This is a genomic window from Arthrobacter sp. SD76, from assembly GCF_049726125.1.
In the GTDB taxonomy this organism is placed as follows: domain Bacteria; phylum Actinomycetota; class Actinomycetes; order Actinomycetales; family Micrococcaceae; genus Arthrobacter; species Arthrobacter nitrophenolicus.
In genome coordinates this window covers 3,727,795-3,742,487 of the sequence record NZ_JBNBLR010000001.1, presented here as the reverse complement: position 1 = coordinate 3,742,487, position 14,693 = coordinate 3,727,795, and the positions used below count along the sequence as shown (strand labels likewise).

The following is a 14,693-nucleotide window of genomic DNA, read 5'->3' as shown; positions in this document are numbered from 1 at the left end:
GCTGGAGCCATTGCCGAAAGCACCCGTCGAGTGCCCGGGCGGCGTCAGCGTGCGTACCCGGGGGCGACAGTCCGTGGTTCCGGGACGGCGCCAGCCCGAATGCCCGCAGCCGTCAGCCCGAGTGCCCGGGGCGTCAGCCAGCCGGGATGAGGGCTGTGGGTGAGGGGGTCCGGACGTCGTGGAGGAGTGGGCCCGGCAGCCCGGTGGCAGGATCCAGCGCGAACGTGGCGACATTGTCCGACCGTTCATGGGCCACGTGAAGCCAGTTTCCCCTTACCAGGTGGTGCCGCGGCCAGTCACCGCCGCTCGGCATGTCGTGCACCGGCAGGAGCTCCGTCCCGCCACCGGCCACCTCCAGGGTGCTGACGATATTGGTGCCGCGGACGCCCACATAGGCGTAGCGGCCGTCCTTACTAAGGGAGATCTCGGCCGCAGAGTCCCCGGACTGGCTGCCGCCGGAGGTGGCCGGTCCACGGAACACCAGCTCAAAGGTCCCGGCCTCCGGCCGGATGATAAAGACCTCAACGGAGTATTCAGAGACGACGAAGACGTTGCCGCTGGCATGCTGCACCAGATGGCGGGGACCGCTGCCGAACGCCAGCGCCACCTCGTGGTCGGCAACAAGCCCCGTACCCGGGACGTAGTTCCAGACACGGAGGGTGTCATGCCCAAGATCGGTGGTCATGATGCGGCCGTCCTGAAGCATCAGGCTGGCATGCGCGCGGCTTGGCCGCGGCCGGCCCGGTGACAGGCTTGCGTGCGGGTCCGCCGAAGGTGGCGCTGCGAACCGCCCTGTCATGCCGCCGTCGGCATCCAGTTCGTACAGGAGGACCTGGCCGTCACCCCAGCAGGCAGCGGTAACAAAGCGGCCCCTCGGGTCAACGGCCACATGGCAGGTGGCCTCACCGGCGGGCTGCGGCGGACCGAGCGGTTCCAGGCCGAACTCGCCGGTCCTGCGGTACGCCTGGACCATCTGGCGTTGCTCAGCCACCGCATAAACGACCGGCAGGGACGGATGTACGGCAATGAACGACGGCGACTGCGCCTGCACGGCCGTGCCCAGCCACTCCAGGCTGCCGTCCTGATGCGCGCGGAGGGCACCGATGCCCTCGGCGCGGCCGCCTCCGTCCGATGTGTAGGTTCCGGTCCAGATGATGGTGTCGCTAGTGGCGGAGGTCATGCCTCCATCCTGTCAAGGATTTGGCTTCGCTCCATGGCGACCCGGCCTCAGCTAGCATGGAATTTCCAGTCACGGCACCAGGAGGTGAATCCGATCAACGCGTTACCTGTTTCGGGTTCATCCTGGTGCTGCTGTCCGGGCCGTCTGGCCTGACTGGCGCATGCAGGGTGCCCACCGGCTCACCGAAAGGCGTTCCCATGCCACCTGCTGAATGGTCTACTGCTCCTGTTGCATTACCTCCCGCTTCCCTGACTTTTGCTGGAATTGTCTCCGCCCTGCGGGGAGCCGGCTGTGTTTTCGCTGAGGAGGAGGCCGCGCTCCTGATGGCCGAATGTTCCGGCCCCGCGGAACTGGCCCGCGGGGTGCAGCGGCGCCGCGCAGGCATTCCGCTTGAATATGTCCTGGGCTGGGCCGAATTCTTCGGTCAGCGGATCGAAGTAGGGCAAGGTGTCTTTGTGCCCCGTCGGCGGACCGAGCTGCTCGTCCAAACGGCTTTGGAACTGCTTGCCCCGACCGACCCCGTTCCCGTCAGCACCGTTCCGTCCAGCCCTGTTCCGGTCGGCCACGCTCCGTCCGCCCACGCTCTGTCCAGCGTTGTAGTCGATCTCTGCTGCGGGTCCGGGGCCGTGGGTGCCACCCTGCTGGCTGTGCACCCAGATCTGGAACTCCACGCCTCCGACCTAGATCCCGCTGCTGCGGCCTGCGCCCGGCGGAACGTCGAAAAGATGGGCGGCCGCGTGTACGAGGGGGACCTGTTTGCTGCCCTTCCCGTTTCGATCCGGGGCCGCGTGCAGGTGCTTGCAGTCAACGCTCCGTATGTGCCCAGCGACGCGATCAGGACCATGCCTCCTGAGGCGCGGCTTCACGAACCCCGCCTTTCCCTCGACGGCGGGCCCGACGGGCTCGACATCCACCGCCTTGTGGCTGCTTCCGCCCCCGGATGGTTGAGTGCTGACGGGCATCTTCTCATTGAAACCAGTGAGCAGCAGGCAGCGGGAACAGCATCAATCGTTGCATCGGCTGGCCTTGCTGTGAGGACCGTTCGATCGGAAGAACTGGACGGCACCTTAGTGGTCGGGACCAAAGGAAGCTAGCACCGCCAAGATCTGGCATCATGCCGAGCTGGCACTGACAGGGGAGCCGCCCGCGAGGTATGCCACGCGGGGGAGGGCGAGAAGTGGGCCAAACAGGGTAGGGCACCAAGCTGAAGGGACGGTACGGTTCACTCCCGCAGGTGGGGGAGTGGTGGGGGTTTGAAGTAGTTGTTTTGCCGGGGGCTTTGGTTGGGGTCGACGTGGGGCGGTGGAATGAAGCTTGGGGTGCCGTGCTGGATGGCGATGGCCCACTGTTCTTTGTGGATCAGGTGGTGGTGGAAACTGCAGAGCAGGACGCCGTTGTCGGTGGTGGTTTCGCCGCCGTGTGACCAGTAGGTGATGTGGTGGGCTTCGCACCACGGAGCGGGGATGGTGCAGTCCGGGAAGGCGCATCCTTGGTCGCGGGCCGTGAGGGCGAGGCGTTGGGCGGGGGTGAACAGCCGGGTTTTGCGTCCCAGGTGCAGGATTTCGCCGTGAGTGCCCAGTACTGCGGGGATGATGTCGGCGTCGCAGGCTATTTTGCGCAGCGTGGTGGCGGCCGCTGGTCCTGTAAAGGCGAAGTTTCCGGTTCCGTGCCGGTCGGGCGTACGGTCCTGGCCTGGGCGCGCGCGTGTTCCTGACCCGTCCGTATGGGGCCCAGCCAAACTAGCTCCACCAGTACTAGCCCTACCCGCAGTGGTACTGCCTGCACTGTTTCTGTCCGCATCGGCTGCACCGGTGCCGGTAGCGGCGGCGGTGGTGGTGGGGAAGAGGTCCTGGTAGTTGATGGTTGCGATGATCTGGGGACGGTTGCCGCCTGTGGTGGGCAGCTGGTTTGTGGTCAGCCCTGCTTTGACGGCGGAGACAAGCCCGTCCAGCTGTTGCTGGGGGCGGGAGCGCCGTTCCAGGCTGATGTCCAGGTCCCGGTGCGGGTCCACGGTGGCATCCGGGTTGTCTGCCGGGACCTGAGCCTGGCTGCTGCTCGTGAGGTTTTCCGTTGTCTGGCTGGTGCTGGTGTTGGGGGTGGTGGTGCGGGGGTTGGTGGCGGTGTTCATGACGGTGGCGAGGTATTCGTACTGGTCGGTGGTGGCGAAGATTTCGACGTGGTGCAGGCCGTGGCGGGGTTTTCGGATGAAGGCTCCCTGGGTGTGGCGGAGCGCTTCTTCGGAGGGTTCGGCACCGTCGGCGTCGATGGTGTCAGCCCATCGGCGGGCCAGACGGGCGAGGAAGTCGGGGTCGGTGGTCCTGGCGGCGGTGGTGAGGTGGTTTTCGATGTGCTCGAGGATTTCCGGCGTGGCTTGATGTTGGAGCCGGTCGAGGGTTGCGGTGATGATGGTCGCGGCGTGAGAGGACACTGCCGGTGCTGCGGCTTCACCGCCTGTGGGAGCAAGCGCGGCGGCGAGGTGGGTGCGCAACGGTGGGACGGGTTGTCCGGTGAGGCTGCTGGCTGGCAGGACCTGGTGGGCGAGGGCAAGGCGGCGGCGGGCTTCGCGGATGGGGATCCGGAGCCGGAGCCTGAGGAACTCGGCAGTGTTCCGGCAGCCGTCGTCGGCCGGGGATGTCACCGGCGGATCCTGTTGACCTGCTGCGGGCGCGGCTGCGGGTTGAAGAGTGCTGGAGGCGGGCCAGTCAACGTCGGTTTCGTTCAGTGTCTCGACGCCGTTGGCGTCCCAGCCGGTCATCCAGCCCCGCCCCGGCCGGTCCGTTGTTGCGGCGCTGGTGCGGGTCCGGCTGGTTCGGGCGGCCGCGGCGGCGGCGATGGCTTGGGTGCGGGTGCGGTCCACGGCTCCGGCGGACTGAACCTGCAAAGACTCCAGACGCCGGGAAAGTTCCTCAATGTGGGCCGCGTAATGAGCTGCTTCGGCATAGTCCGCGGCTGCCAGGGCTTCCGGTGCAGCGGCTGCCGCCGTGGTGAGCAGTGCACCGATCGCGGCCAGCCCCAGCGGGTCCTCGGCCGGGCGGGCAACCGGACCGGCGGTAGCCTGGTGCGCCGGAAGGTGACTCAGCCGCCCGGGCCGCCTGCCGGCGTCGTGCGCAATAAACGGGCGGCGGTGCTGCGGCGCAACCAGCGGAAGAGTGCCGGCAGTACTGCCGAACTCTGCAAGCTGCTCCCCAATGGCCTCCATGGGACAACTCTCCCAAAGACCACCGACAAAACAGCCGGTTCGAGAGGGCTATGTGGAAAACCCGCTGAACGGGGGTCGCATGCTGTTCCGGAATGGGGAAGGGAAGCCACGAGATTAGGGCGGGACGGTCCGGGGCGTCGTTGCGCCGGGTGGCGATTACGCGGACGATGGAGCCATGGGCAGAAACCGCGGCCGGTTGGGCCGGCGATCGAAGGTCATCCTGGCGGTTCTGGCAGCCGCAGCCCTGGTCGTGGGGCTTGTCGTATTCAAGCCGTGGCTGCTTTTCATAGATGTGCGGGTGGACGAGCAACTACCGTTTGTAGCCAGCCAGACCACGCCGCCGCAGCCTTCTCCTTCAGGCCTTCCGGGCGGGGATGCCATCGAACCCCAGGCTCCTCCGGCGACGCCTCCCGGGCCCCGGCAATTGGCCGTGGGCACGCTGATCAGCCACGAACACGCCACCACAGGCACTGTCCGGATCGTTGAACAGCCCGACGGCAAAAGGCTGCTGACCCTGGAGAACCTGGACACGTCGAACGGTCCGGATGTCCACGTCTGGTTGAGCGCTGCCAAAGTAGTTGAGGGCACAGCCGGCTGGTTTACCGCGGGTTCCGCCGAGTACTACGACCTGGGCCTGATCAAGGGAAACCAAGGCAACCAGGTCTACGACATTCCCGCGGACGTTGATCTTGCGCGGTACAAGTCAGTGGACCTGTGGTGCGTGCAGTTCAGCGTTTCCTTTGGCGCCGCGGACCTGGTGACCTGAGCCCTGAACACCTGACCGCCAAGGCCTGCCAGCACCGACCAGCAAAAATGCCGGCCGCCGCGTCCCCCAAGGATCGCGACGGCCAGCATGGCGATTCAGTTTAGCACACGGAAGTCAATGCCCCATTGTCAAGGGTGCTTCCCGTGTCATGATCTGACGCAGAGAGTGCCTCAGGCCTTCGAACCACCCTCATCGGATGTGGTTCCCAGGTTCGTAGTTTCCGGGTGGGTGCTGTGCGCGGGGATGTGGTCCTCGCCGAGGTCACCCGCATCGCTCAGGGTTCCGGACGTTCCCGCTGCGCCTCCCGTGGTGCCGGATGTTCCAGTCGCCGCGGTTCCGTAACTGCCTGGGGCGCCGTTGCCTATGGTGCCAGTACCTGTGCCGCTTGCGGTGGCAGCCGTGGAAGTGCCGGCGTCGGACGTTGCGGGTTTGCCGTCACCCGAAGACCCGGACGCGCCTTCACGATGCATTGCGGAGCCAAGCACGGTCCCCGCCCGGCGTGCCGCCTCGGTCAGCTGGTCGGCCACCTCCGGGGCCTTTTCCTTGATGGCATCCGTGGCGACATGCACTTTGTCCTGGACGGGCTTGCTGTCCCAAATTCCTGCGGCGCGTGCCTTGAGCTTGTCGTACGCAGCGCGTCCGGACCGGGATCCGAGGACGTAGCCGGTGGCAATTCCGATACCCAAAAGAAGCTTGTTTTTCACGATGAACTCCTGCTCCGTGAGAAGGTTTTCAAATCCGGCCAGCCGGACGGCGTATGGCCGGGAATATGAAAACCGGCCCGGGGGATTTGTCCCGGGCCGGTTTCCTGGCTTGCGGGCTAGGTTAGCCGCGAGCGCTGCGCTTGGTGACCATGCCGTAGACCAGCAGCACGATGAGAGCGCCGCCGATGGCCAGCAGCCACGTCTGCAGCGAGAAGAACTCCTGCAGTCCGGTGCCGAAGACCATGCCGCCGATCCAGCCGCCGAGGAGTGCTCCTACGACGCCCAGAACCAGGGTGATGAGCCAGCCGCCACCCTGACGGCCCGGAAGGATCGCCTTAGCGATCGCACCAGCAATAAGTCCGAGAATCAGAAATGCAATAAATCCCATTTTTTCGTTCCTCTTCCTAAGTAAAGGAGGCCTCCGGATTCCGGAAGCACTTCATCCTTCTGACTCAATAGTAATCATGCTTACTATCTGTTTGCCAACCCCGGAAGTTGGAAAAAGTGCATTTCAGGGCGTTTTAGTGCCCCGTGACGTCCGAATCATTGCCGGCCCCGGGACCCTCGTCCAGGATCGCCAATTCCGCTAGATCCTGCGGATCCAGGGTGAAATCGAAGATGTCCAGATTCTCCTTCATCCGGTCCGGATTAGCGGTCTTGGGAATCGTTACCAGTCCGTGTTGAACGTGCCACCGCAGTACCAGCTGGCCGGGCGTTTTGCCGTGCTTTTCGGCCAGTTGGGTGAGGATGGGCGCGTCCAGCAGACCGGCCCCGGACCCGCCCAGGGGGCTGTAGGATTCGGTGACAATTCCGTGCTTCTGGTGGAACTCCCGCTCCACGGTCCGTGTCACCGCCGGCGTCAGCTGGATCTGGTTGACGGCAGGAACCACGTCGGTTTCTGCCATCAACCGCTCCAAATGGGCAGGCTTGAAGTTGGACACTCCAATGGAGCGCACCTTTCCTTCCGCCTGGAGCCGCTCGAACGTCTTCCAAGTGGAGATGTACTCATCCCGGGCCGGCAGCGGCCAGTGGATCAGCAGGAGGTCCACGTAATCCAGCCCCAGCCGCCGCAGCGAACCCTCCAGCCCTTCCACCGCCCTGTCGTTGCCCTGGAACTGGCCGTCGAGCTTGGTGGTGATGAAGAGCTCGCTCCGATCCACGCCGCAGGCACGGACGCCGTTCCCCACCCCTTGCTCGTTGCCGTACTTCACGGCCGTATCGATGTGCCGGTACGCGGCTTCCACGGCCTGGACGACGGCGGCAGCGGCCTGGTCGTCGTCCAGCGGCCAGGTGCCAAGACCTACCTGCGGGATGGAGTAGCCGTCATTGAGTTTGATCAGCGGTGCAAGTGTCATGAGAACAGTCTCTCCCGTAGGGTGCCGTCCTAGCTCCCAAAAGCCCGGAGAATGTTTCCGGCGTTGTAGTCAGGACCGTCCGGGCGGTGTCCGAAACCTTGTCCGGTCCCTTCTGCTGGGCCAGGAAGTCCACGAACCGCTCCAGCGTCCGGGCAGCCTTCTCCGGGTCGCCGTCCTCTACGGCCTTTGCTGCCTGCCGCACGTTTTCCGTGAGCTGGCTGGCCACCGGGCCTGCAACATCACCTGATTCCGTCAGGTCCTCCAGCGCGTGCTGCAATGCCTTCACGCTGCCGGGGAGCCAGGCTGCGCGGAGCGGCACATCGCCGAACTCCATGTCCGAGGCAAAGTAGAAGTCGGTGTAGGAGGGCTGGTTGTAGGTGGTGTTCTGCCGGGCAACCTCCGCGCGGTACTGGGGATCGTGCATCAGCGTGTAGAGCTTGTGGTTGGTCACCTCGGTGCTCATGTACATCCGCAGGGCGGTGCTGTCCGCGGTCCGGACGAGCATCTCCTCCCGCCAGTCACCCACGACGTCCACCACCAGGCTGGGTGTTCCCTTGGTGCCGTTGTTGGTGCGGGTTCCCTCCGCGGTCAGCAGCCGTCCGCGCTTCCAGTCGTCGATGGTGGGGGTCTGGTCGCCGGAGCCGTTGACGATCTGCGTGGTCATGTCCGCTGCCCACTTGATGCTCATGTTGGTGCCGGGCTGGGATGTGGAGAGCTTGGTGCCGTCGGCGGACTGCATGCCGATGGCCCAGTTCTCGATGCCGGGTACGGCGGGGTCAACGTCGCCGATCATGCCGCGGCCGGTGTCCTTGCCCGAGTAGGCGCCGAACAGCACCTCGCCCGTGCCGGCGTCGCGCATGGCGTAGCCGTAGGGTGCCCACGTGCCGCCCTCGTGCACGGTGAAAATCTCCTTGCCGGGCCGGTTGGGGTCGATGTCCGTCACGTGCATGGCGTCGCCGTGGCCCAGCCGCGCCTCTTCACCCGGGGTTGCGCTGCCCTCCGGCATGGTGTCGAACGAGCTGTACATGACGGAGCCGTCGTCGTCGATGGTTGCGGCGCCGTAGACGATCTCCTGCTTGCCGTCGCCGTCCACGTCCGAGGCGCTCAGCGAATGGAAACCCTGCGTGGTGAGCTTGCCGTACTCCGGATCGGTGCCGTCACGGCCGTGCGGGGAATCGTTGAACGGGTTGGTCATGGGTGCCCAACCCGAGTCGATGTTCCAGACCGGGGAGAGGTTGGTACCGTCCCAGGTGTAGGTGGCCAGAGTGGTGCGGGTGTAGTAGCCGCGGGCGAAGACCGCTGCGGGCTTTTGCCCGTCCAGGTAGGCGACGCCGACCAGGAACCGGTCCACGCGGTTTCCCGGCTCGATGCGTGCCATGGCGTAGTCGCCCCACATCAGGCCGTCGTCGTGCCGGCCCGGCTCATAGGCCACCGTCTTCAGTTCCTTGCCCGTGGCGCCCTCGAAAACGGTGAGGTATTCCGGGCCGGAGACGATGAAGCCCTCGAAGGCCCGAAGGTTGTTCCGTGCGCTGCGGGAGGGGGCGTAAACGTCCATGAAGTAGTCGGCCAGCGCTTTGGCGTCGGATGTGGACAGCGGGTACTGGTACTTCGGCGCGATGCCGAAGGCTTCCTCGAGGGTGGCTGGCCAGTTGCCGGCCTTTACCTCGGGGTGCTCGCTCCAGCCCTGGAACATCTCCACGACGTGCTGGTAGTAGTCCGCGGCGCTCATCCGGTAATCGTCGGTGCTGGCGTAGCCTGCTTCGATGTCGGACTGAAGCAGCGTGATGAACTGCTGGGATGCGACACTGCCGTCCGCGTTGTAGTTGGTGCTCTTTGTCCCCGGCGCCGTCTTCATCATCATCTCGGCGCGGCCGTCACCGTCGAAGTCGTTGACGAGCAGCTGCGTGTAGTGCGCGCCCGAGCGGATGTTGACGCCCAGGTCGATCCGGTGCAGGAGCGTGCCGTCCGCCTTGTAGGTGTCCACGTAGGTGTTGCCGGTGTAGCCCACCTGCGAGACGTCCTTGGAGTTGTTGGGGTCCCACTTCACGATGAACTCATACTGGCCATCGCCGTCCACGTCGGCCACCGAGGCATCGTTGGCGGAGTAGGTGTAGGCCTGGCCGGCCGGCGTGACGCCGTCCGCCGGCTTCTTCAGCGGAATGTCCTTGAAGTTCCCGCCCAGGAGGTGGCGGTGGCGCTTTCGTCCAGTTCAACGCCTTCGACGACGGCGCGCACCTGGTACTTCGAGGCGGCGGTTCCGGAGGTGTCCAGGTAGTTGGTGCTGTCCGTGACCGTTGCCAGCTTCTGGCCGTCCCGGTACACGTTGAAGTCGGTGCCGGTCAGGCCTGTGGCGGACGAACCGGTGGCTTCGTGGCCCAGCAGCCGCCAGCTGAGGAAGACGCCCTCGGACGTGCCGGCGGCCACCAGTCCCCGGTCCAGGTGATCCAGCTGGACCGCCGGGTTGCCCGGCTTGGGGGAGGGCCCGACGGCGGAGGCCGGGGCTGCGAGGCAGCCGAACGTCAGGGCAACGCCCAGGGTGCCGACCGAGAGCAGGCGCAGGCTTGTCTTGGTGGGATTCATCGGTGAATCCTTTCAATTTTGTATCGGGAAAACGCTTCCCCAGTAACCTAGGGTAGGGGGTGGGGGTAAAACAAGCCTTGAAATCGCGCCAGAAGCACGCTATTTAGAACGTTGTAGAATTGGGTGCTCCGCCGGGCACGCTGGAATGCTTCGGGAACGCCGATCCTGATCGGCGTTTCCGAAGCATTCCGGCGATTTCGCGGACAGCGGCTAACGGAGGCAGGCTCAGCTCCGCTTTGCGCGGAGGTTCACATGCTGCCGCGGGCCCACGCCGTGAGCTTGTCCGTGAGCTCCATGTAGCCCTGGTCCACCACCTGCAGCTCCGGGTGGGAGTCATGCCACTGAACGATCTCCCGGGCACCGTCGGCGAAGGGGATGGTGGCCGCGTAGTCCGGCACGAGGGCTTTGATCTTGCTGTTGTCGAAGATGACCGAGTGGGAGCGGTCGCCCAACAGATTGGCGCCGATCTCGGGGTTCTGTGCGGCGATGGTCTCCGATGCCACGTGGACAAGTTCCGGTTCCGCCACGCCCGCGGCCCTGGCGAAGAGCCGGTAGACCTGGTTCCAGGGCAGGTACTCGTCGGACGTGATGGTGTAGCTCTCGCCCAGCGCCTGGGGCAGGCCGAGCAAGCCGACGAAGGCCCTGGCGAAGTCCCGGCTGTGGGTCAGGGTCCAGAGCGAGGTGCCGTCCCCGTGAACCATGACGGGCAGGCCGGCGCGCATCCGGTGGATGTCGGTCCAGCCGCCCACCATGGCAATCTTGGTGCGGTCGTAGGTGTGCGAGGGGCGGACCACCGTCAGTGGAAAATCGTCATCCCGGTAGGCGCGGAACAGCAGTTCCTCGCAGGCAATCTTGTCCCGGGAGTACTTCCAGAACGGGTTCTTCAGCGGTGTGGACTCAAGGATCGGCAGCCGGGCAGGGGGCTTCTGGTAGGCGGACGCGGAGCTGATGAAGACGTACTGCCCGGTCCTGCCCCGGAACAGGTCCAGGCCCGCCTGCGCCTGGTCCGGCGTGTAGGTGATGAAATCGGCAACGGCGTCGAACTCCCGCCTGCCCAGCACCTCCCGGACGCCCTCCTGGTCCCGGATGTCCGCTTGCAGGATCTCCGCCCCTTCCGGGACTGGCCTGGTGGACCGGCCCCGGTTGAGGATGGTGAGCCGGTGGCCCAGCCCGACGGCGCGTTCCGCTGCCGCCGTGCTGATCACCCCGGTGCCGCCGATGAAGAGAATGTTCCGCGGCGCAACCGGTCCGGCTTCAGGGTGTGGGATCACCACGCGTAGTCCTCCGGGGCTGTCCTGTGGCCCGGGAAGATGGCATCCAGTTGCTTCAGTGCATCGGCGTCCAGTGTGACGTTTAGTGCCCGGATGGCGGCGTCCAGCTGTTCCTGGGTCCGCGGGCCCACGATCGGGGCCGTCACTGCCGGCTGGTGCAGGAGCCATGCCAGTGCGATGTCGCCTGGCTCGTGGCCCAGCTCGTCGGCAAAGTCCTCGTACTGGCGGATCTGGTCTTCATGCTTCTTCAGGGTTTCGGCCGCGCGTCCCTCGGTGCGCCGGACGCCGTCGCGCTCCTTCTTCAGCACCCCGCCCAGGAGTCCACCCTGGAGGGGTGACCACGGGATAAGCCCCAGCCCGTACTCCTGCGCGGCGGGGATGACCTCGAGCTCCACCTGCCGCATGAACAGGTTGTAAATGGACTGCTCGCTGACCAGGCCGGTGTAGTTCCGCCGCCGGGCGGCCTCCTGCGCCTGGGCAGATCGCCAGCCGGCGAAGTTGCTGCTGCCGGAGTAGAGGATCTTGCCCTGCTGGACCGCCACCTCAATGGCCTGCCAGATTTCGTCCCACGGGGTATCCCGGTCGATGTGGTGGAACTGGTAGACGTCGATGTAGTCCGTCTGCAGCCGCTTGAGGCTCGCGTCCAGGGCACGGCGGATATTGAGGGCGGACAGCCTGGACTCATTGGGCCGGTCCGTCATGGTGCCGTAGAGCTTGGTGGCCAGGACGGTGTGTTCGCGGCGCTCGCCGCCCTTGGCGAACCAGCGCCCGATGATCTCCTCGGTCCAGCCGCGGTGCCCCGCGCCGCCGTAGACGTTGGCGGTGTCGAAGAAGTTGATGCCGTTCTCATGGGCGGAGTCCATGATGCCGTGGGCATCGGATTCCTCTGTTTGCGGTCCGAAGTTCATGGTGCCGAGGCAGAGGCGGGAGACCTTGAGGCCGGACCGGCCCAGGTGGGTGTATTCCATGGAAAGTCCTTTCAGCGATTGTGCCCGGGTGGCGCGGCGGCTGGGCCGGCCGGAATGCGGCTAGAGCTGGGTGAAGGATGCGACGGCGGGATCGGAACCCAGGCGGGCGCCCGATTCGAGGGCGCTGATGGCGGAGAGCTCGTCGTCGGAGAGCGTCAGGGACGATGCCGCGAAATTCTCCCGGATGCGGCCCGGGTCCACGGACTTGGGGATGACGATGTTGCCGGCTGCCAGGTGCCAGGCGAGTACCACCTGCGCGGTGGTGGCGTTGTGGACGTTGGCGATGGAGGTGACGGCGTTTCCGTTGAGGTCCGCGCCCTGTCCCAGCGGACTGTACGCCTCCACCTCGATCCCCAGGCTCCGGCACTTCCCGGCAAGCTCTGCCTGCTGGTAGCTCGGGTGCAGTTCGATCTGGTTGACGGCGGGGACAATTTCGGCGGACTCGAGCAGGGTGTCAAGGTGCTCGGAGAGGAAGTTGGACACGCCGATGGCCCGGATTTCCTTGTTCTCGTAGAGCCGCTCCATCTCCTTCCAGGCCTGCACATAGAGGCCCTGCGACGGAACCGGCCAGTGGATGAGGTAGAGGTCGACGTAGTCCAGGCCCAGTGCCTTGCGGCTGTTCTGGAAAGCCTCCTGGGCGCGCCCCTGTTCGCCGTTGCGCAGCTTGGTGGTGATAAAGATGTCCTCGCGGGCAATGCCGGTGGCCGCAATGGCGGCGCCGACGCCTTCCTCATTCTGGTAGGCGGCGGCAGTGTCGATATGGCGGTAGCCGGCCGCCAACGCGTCCTCGACGGTCCGCTGCGTGTCTTCCGGCGGGACCTGGAATACGCCGAAGCCAAGCTGGGGGATGGTGACGCCGTTGTTCAGTGTCAGCTCTGACATTGGTGCTCCTTGCAGGTGCTGGTGCTAATGCTGGATTGGGGTGCCGTGTGCTCGACGCGGAGAAAGCGGTTTCCGCTGGCTCTGTTCCGAGCCTATGCATTTTTTGCCGCCAAGTCAGCAGCTAAGGATGATCCTCTTTTTCCTAGGACTGCCAGTCCTACCTTCGTTGTAGAACGTGCCGGCGAACGCCGGGCACAATGGTCACCATGGGTCAAAGCGCCGAATTCGGAAAATTCCTCAAAGCCATGCGGTCACGGCTGAGCCCGGAAGTGGCCGGAGCCGGTTCAACTCCGGGGGCGCGCAGGGTTCCCGGGCTCCGGCGCGAGGAAGTGGCGCGTTTGGCCGGAGTCAGCACTGACTACTACGTCCGGCTGGAGCAGGGCCGCAACATCCACCCCTCACGGACAGTGCTCGACGCCGTGTCGCGGGCGCTGCGGCTGGACAGCAGCGAGCACGCCCACATGCTGGATCTGTTGGAGAACTGCGCCGGAACACCCCGGCCGTCCGGGTCCACGGTGCAGGGCGTCCGGCCGGCGCTCCGGAACCTCCTCGACGCCGTGGGGGACGTGCCCGCCATGGTCCTGGGCCGGCGCAGCGATGTCCTGGCCGGGAACCGGATGGCGTTCCTGCTCTTTACTGATTTCCCCGCCCTTCCGGCCGCCGAACGCAACCTCACCCGCTGGCTCATCCTCGATTCGGGGGCCCGGGACCTGTTCCGGGACTGGAAAACGGTGGCGGCGGAGGCAGCCGGAGCGCTCCGGCTGGACGTAGGGCGGCACCCCAACGATCCCCAGGCCAGCCAGTTGGTGGGCGAGCTCGCGGTCCACAGCGAACACTTCCGGCAATGGTGGGCCGGACACCGGGTGGCGACGAGGGCAGCGGGGACCGTGCGGCTGCACCACCCGACAGTAGGGGACCTGGAACTGAACTTTGAAAACCTGGCTCTTCCGGACGACCCCGACCAGACGCTGCGGATCTATTCCGCCCGGCCCGGCTCGCCGTCGTCGGACGCGCTTGCGCTGCTGGGCAGCCTTGGTGCGCCCGGGGCGGGGCAGCAGCGGGAGGGGATTGACGTCGTCGCAGCACCCAGGAGACCGGGGAAGGGTAGCGGCGCCGGGCCGGCTGTACATTTGTCCAGAGGAAGGCGGCGATTCTGGCCAGCCGCCCATTGGTGGGGTGGGGCGCTGTTCCTAGGCTGGAGGAACATACTCTTCGCCCACCAAGGATGGTCTCAAAGATGAAACGCATCGCCCTGCTGAAGGAACGCCAGGCAGGTAACGCCGGCAACGCCTCGTCCACCGCCACCGGCTCGCACTGCCCGGTGTCCGGACTGTGGAGCCCGGACCACGACCCGCACACTGTGCTGTCCTTCTTCGAAGGACATGTCTTCCCTACGTTCGACGGCGTCCCTACAGTCTGGCGGCGCCGCACCGGCAGCATCAGCTGACGCGGTCGCTCCCGCAGCGCACAGACAGAAGGCCGTGAAACCTGTTTCACGGCCTTCTGTATGTTAATGAAGCGCTCAGTGTTCCTCGAGGCGGAAGCCGATCTTCATGGTGACCTGCCAGTCAGCGATCTTGCCTTCCTCCAGGTGTCCGCGGATCTCCTTCACCTCGAACCAGTCAAGGTTCCGCAGCGTCTGGGAAGCCTTGGCGATCCCGTTCCGGACGGCGTCGTCCACACCCTGATCCGACGTGCCGACAATTTCAGAAATGCTGTACGTGTGGTTGGACAACTTCGCTCCTCGTGATCATCGTTGCTCCCGGTTGCGGGCCGTCCTTGAAGACT

Annotated in this window: 13 protein-coding genes and 1 pseudogene; 4 read left to right on the top strand and 10 right to left on the bottom strand. The window is 65.6% G+C overall.

Going from position 1 to position 14,693, the window contains the following annotated elements; translation table 11 throughout:
• Nucleotides 1–133: 133 nt before the first annotated feature.
• Entirely contained in the window at nucleotides 134–1,180 is a 1,047-nt protein-coding gene (locus ACPEE0_RS18095; protein WP_009357769.1) for a lactonase family protein, read from the bottom strand.
• 323 nt (nucleotides 1,181–1,503) lie between these two features.
• Here ACPEE0_RS18095 and ACPEE0_RS18090 point away from each other — a divergent pair, with 323 nt between their 5' ends.
• Nucleotides 1,504–2,274, top strand: coding sequence for a methyltransferase (locus ACPEE0_RS18090; protein ID WP_009357768.1), 771 nt, complete (start codon nucleotides 1,504–1,506; stop codon nucleotides 2,272–2,274).
• A 128-nt stretch (nucleotides 2,275–2,402) separates the two neighbouring features.
• Here the strand turns inward: ACPEE0_RS18090 and ACPEE0_RS18085 are convergent, their stop codons facing one another.
• Nucleotides 2,403–4,379 carry an HNH endonuclease signature motif containing protein gene (locus ACPEE0_RS18085; protein ID WP_009357767.1) on the bottom strand — a complete coding sequence of 659 codons (1,977 nt, stop codon included), beginning with the start codon at nucleotides 4,377–4,379 and terminating at the stop codon, nucleotides 2,403–2,405.
• 175 nt (nucleotides 4,380–4,554) lie between these two features.
• Here ACPEE0_RS18085 and ACPEE0_RS18080 point away from each other — a divergent pair, with 175 nt between their 5' ends.
• Nucleotides 4,555–5,145 (top strand): DM13 domain-containing protein, encoded by a 591-nt coding sequence (locus ACPEE0_RS18080; RefSeq protein ID WP_009357766.1) that lies wholly within the window; start codon nucleotides 4,555–4,557, stop codon nucleotides 5,143–5,145.
• 170 nt (nucleotides 5,146–5,315) lie between these two features.
• Here the strand turns inward: ACPEE0_RS18080 and ACPEE0_RS18075 are convergent, their stop codons facing one another.
• From ACPEE0_RS18075 to ACPEE0_RS18045, 7 genes and pseudogenes are all read right to left on the bottom strand, one after another.
• A complete protein-coding gene (locus ACPEE0_RS18075) occupies nucleotides 5,316–5,849 on the bottom strand; it encodes a hypothetical protein (protein ID WP_009357765.1) in 534 nt (177 codons plus the stop codon).
• A 121-nt stretch (nucleotides 5,850–5,970) separates the two neighbouring features.
• A complete protein-coding gene (locus ACPEE0_RS18070) occupies nucleotides 5,971–6,237 on the bottom strand; it encodes a GlsB/YeaQ/YmgE family stress response membrane protein (RefSeq protein ID WP_009357764.1) in 267 nt (88 codons plus the stop codon).
• A gap of 133 nt (nucleotides 6,238–6,370) precedes the next feature.
• Nucleotides 6,371–7,204, bottom strand: coding sequence for an aldo/keto reductase (locus ACPEE0_RS18065; protein WP_424574990.1), 834 nt, complete (start codon nucleotides 7,202–7,204; stop codon nucleotides 6,371–6,373).
• A gap of 29 nt (nucleotides 7,205–7,233) precedes the next feature.
• Nucleotides 7,234–9,784: pseudogene (locus ACPEE0_RS18060) on the bottom strand (rhamnogalacturonan lyase).
• A gap of 248 nt (nucleotides 9,785–10,032) precedes the next feature.
• The gene (locus tag ACPEE0_RS18055; RefSeq protein ID WP_424575303.1) at nucleotides 10,033–11,055 is read right to left on the bottom strand and encodes an SDR family oxidoreductase; all 1,023 of its coding nucleotides are present in this window, start codon (nucleotides 11,053–11,055) and stop codon (nucleotides 10,033–10,035) included.
• The gene (locus ACPEE0_RS18050) at nucleotides 11,052–12,023 is read right to left on the bottom strand and encodes an aldo/keto reductase (protein WP_424574989.1); all 972 of its coding nucleotides are present in this window, start codon (nucleotides 12,021–12,023) and stop codon (nucleotides 11,052–11,054) included. The genes ACPEE0_RS18055 and ACPEE0_RS18050 overlap by 4 nt, the downstream gene beginning before the upstream one ends.
• A gap of 60 nt (nucleotides 12,024–12,083) precedes the next feature.
• The gene (locus ACPEE0_RS18045) at nucleotides 12,084–12,905 is read right to left on the bottom strand and encodes an aldo/keto reductase (protein WP_424574988.1); all 822 of its coding nucleotides are present in this window, start codon (nucleotides 12,903–12,905) and stop codon (nucleotides 12,084–12,086) included.
• A 197-nt stretch (nucleotides 12,906–13,102) separates the two neighbouring features.
• Between ACPEE0_RS18045 and ACPEE0_RS18040 the strand changes: the two genes are divergently transcribed.
• On the top strand, nucleotides 13,103–14,146 hold the full coding sequence (locus ACPEE0_RS18040; RefSeq protein WP_424574987.1) for a helix-turn-helix domain-containing protein: 1,044 nt from the start codon (nucleotides 13,103–13,105) through the stop codon (nucleotides 14,144–14,146).
• Nucleotides 14,143–14,352, top strand: coding sequence for a hypothetical protein (locus ACPEE0_RS18035; protein ID WP_424574986.1), 210 nt, complete (start codon nucleotides 14,143–14,145; stop codon nucleotides 14,350–14,352). Before ACPEE0_RS18040 ends, ACPEE0_RS18035 begins: the two co-directional genes overlap by 4 nt.
• A 75-nt stretch (nucleotides 14,353–14,427) precedes the next feature.
• Here ACPEE0_RS18035 and ACPEE0_RS18030 read toward each other — a convergent pair whose 3' ends face one another.
• Nucleotides 14,428–14,640: a dodecin gene (locus ACPEE0_RS18030; protein WP_009357757.1), complete on the bottom strand. Its 213-nt coding sequence runs from the start codon at nucleotides 14,638–14,640 to the stop codon at nucleotides 14,428–14,430.
• Nucleotides 14,641–14,693: the final 53 nt, after the last annotated feature.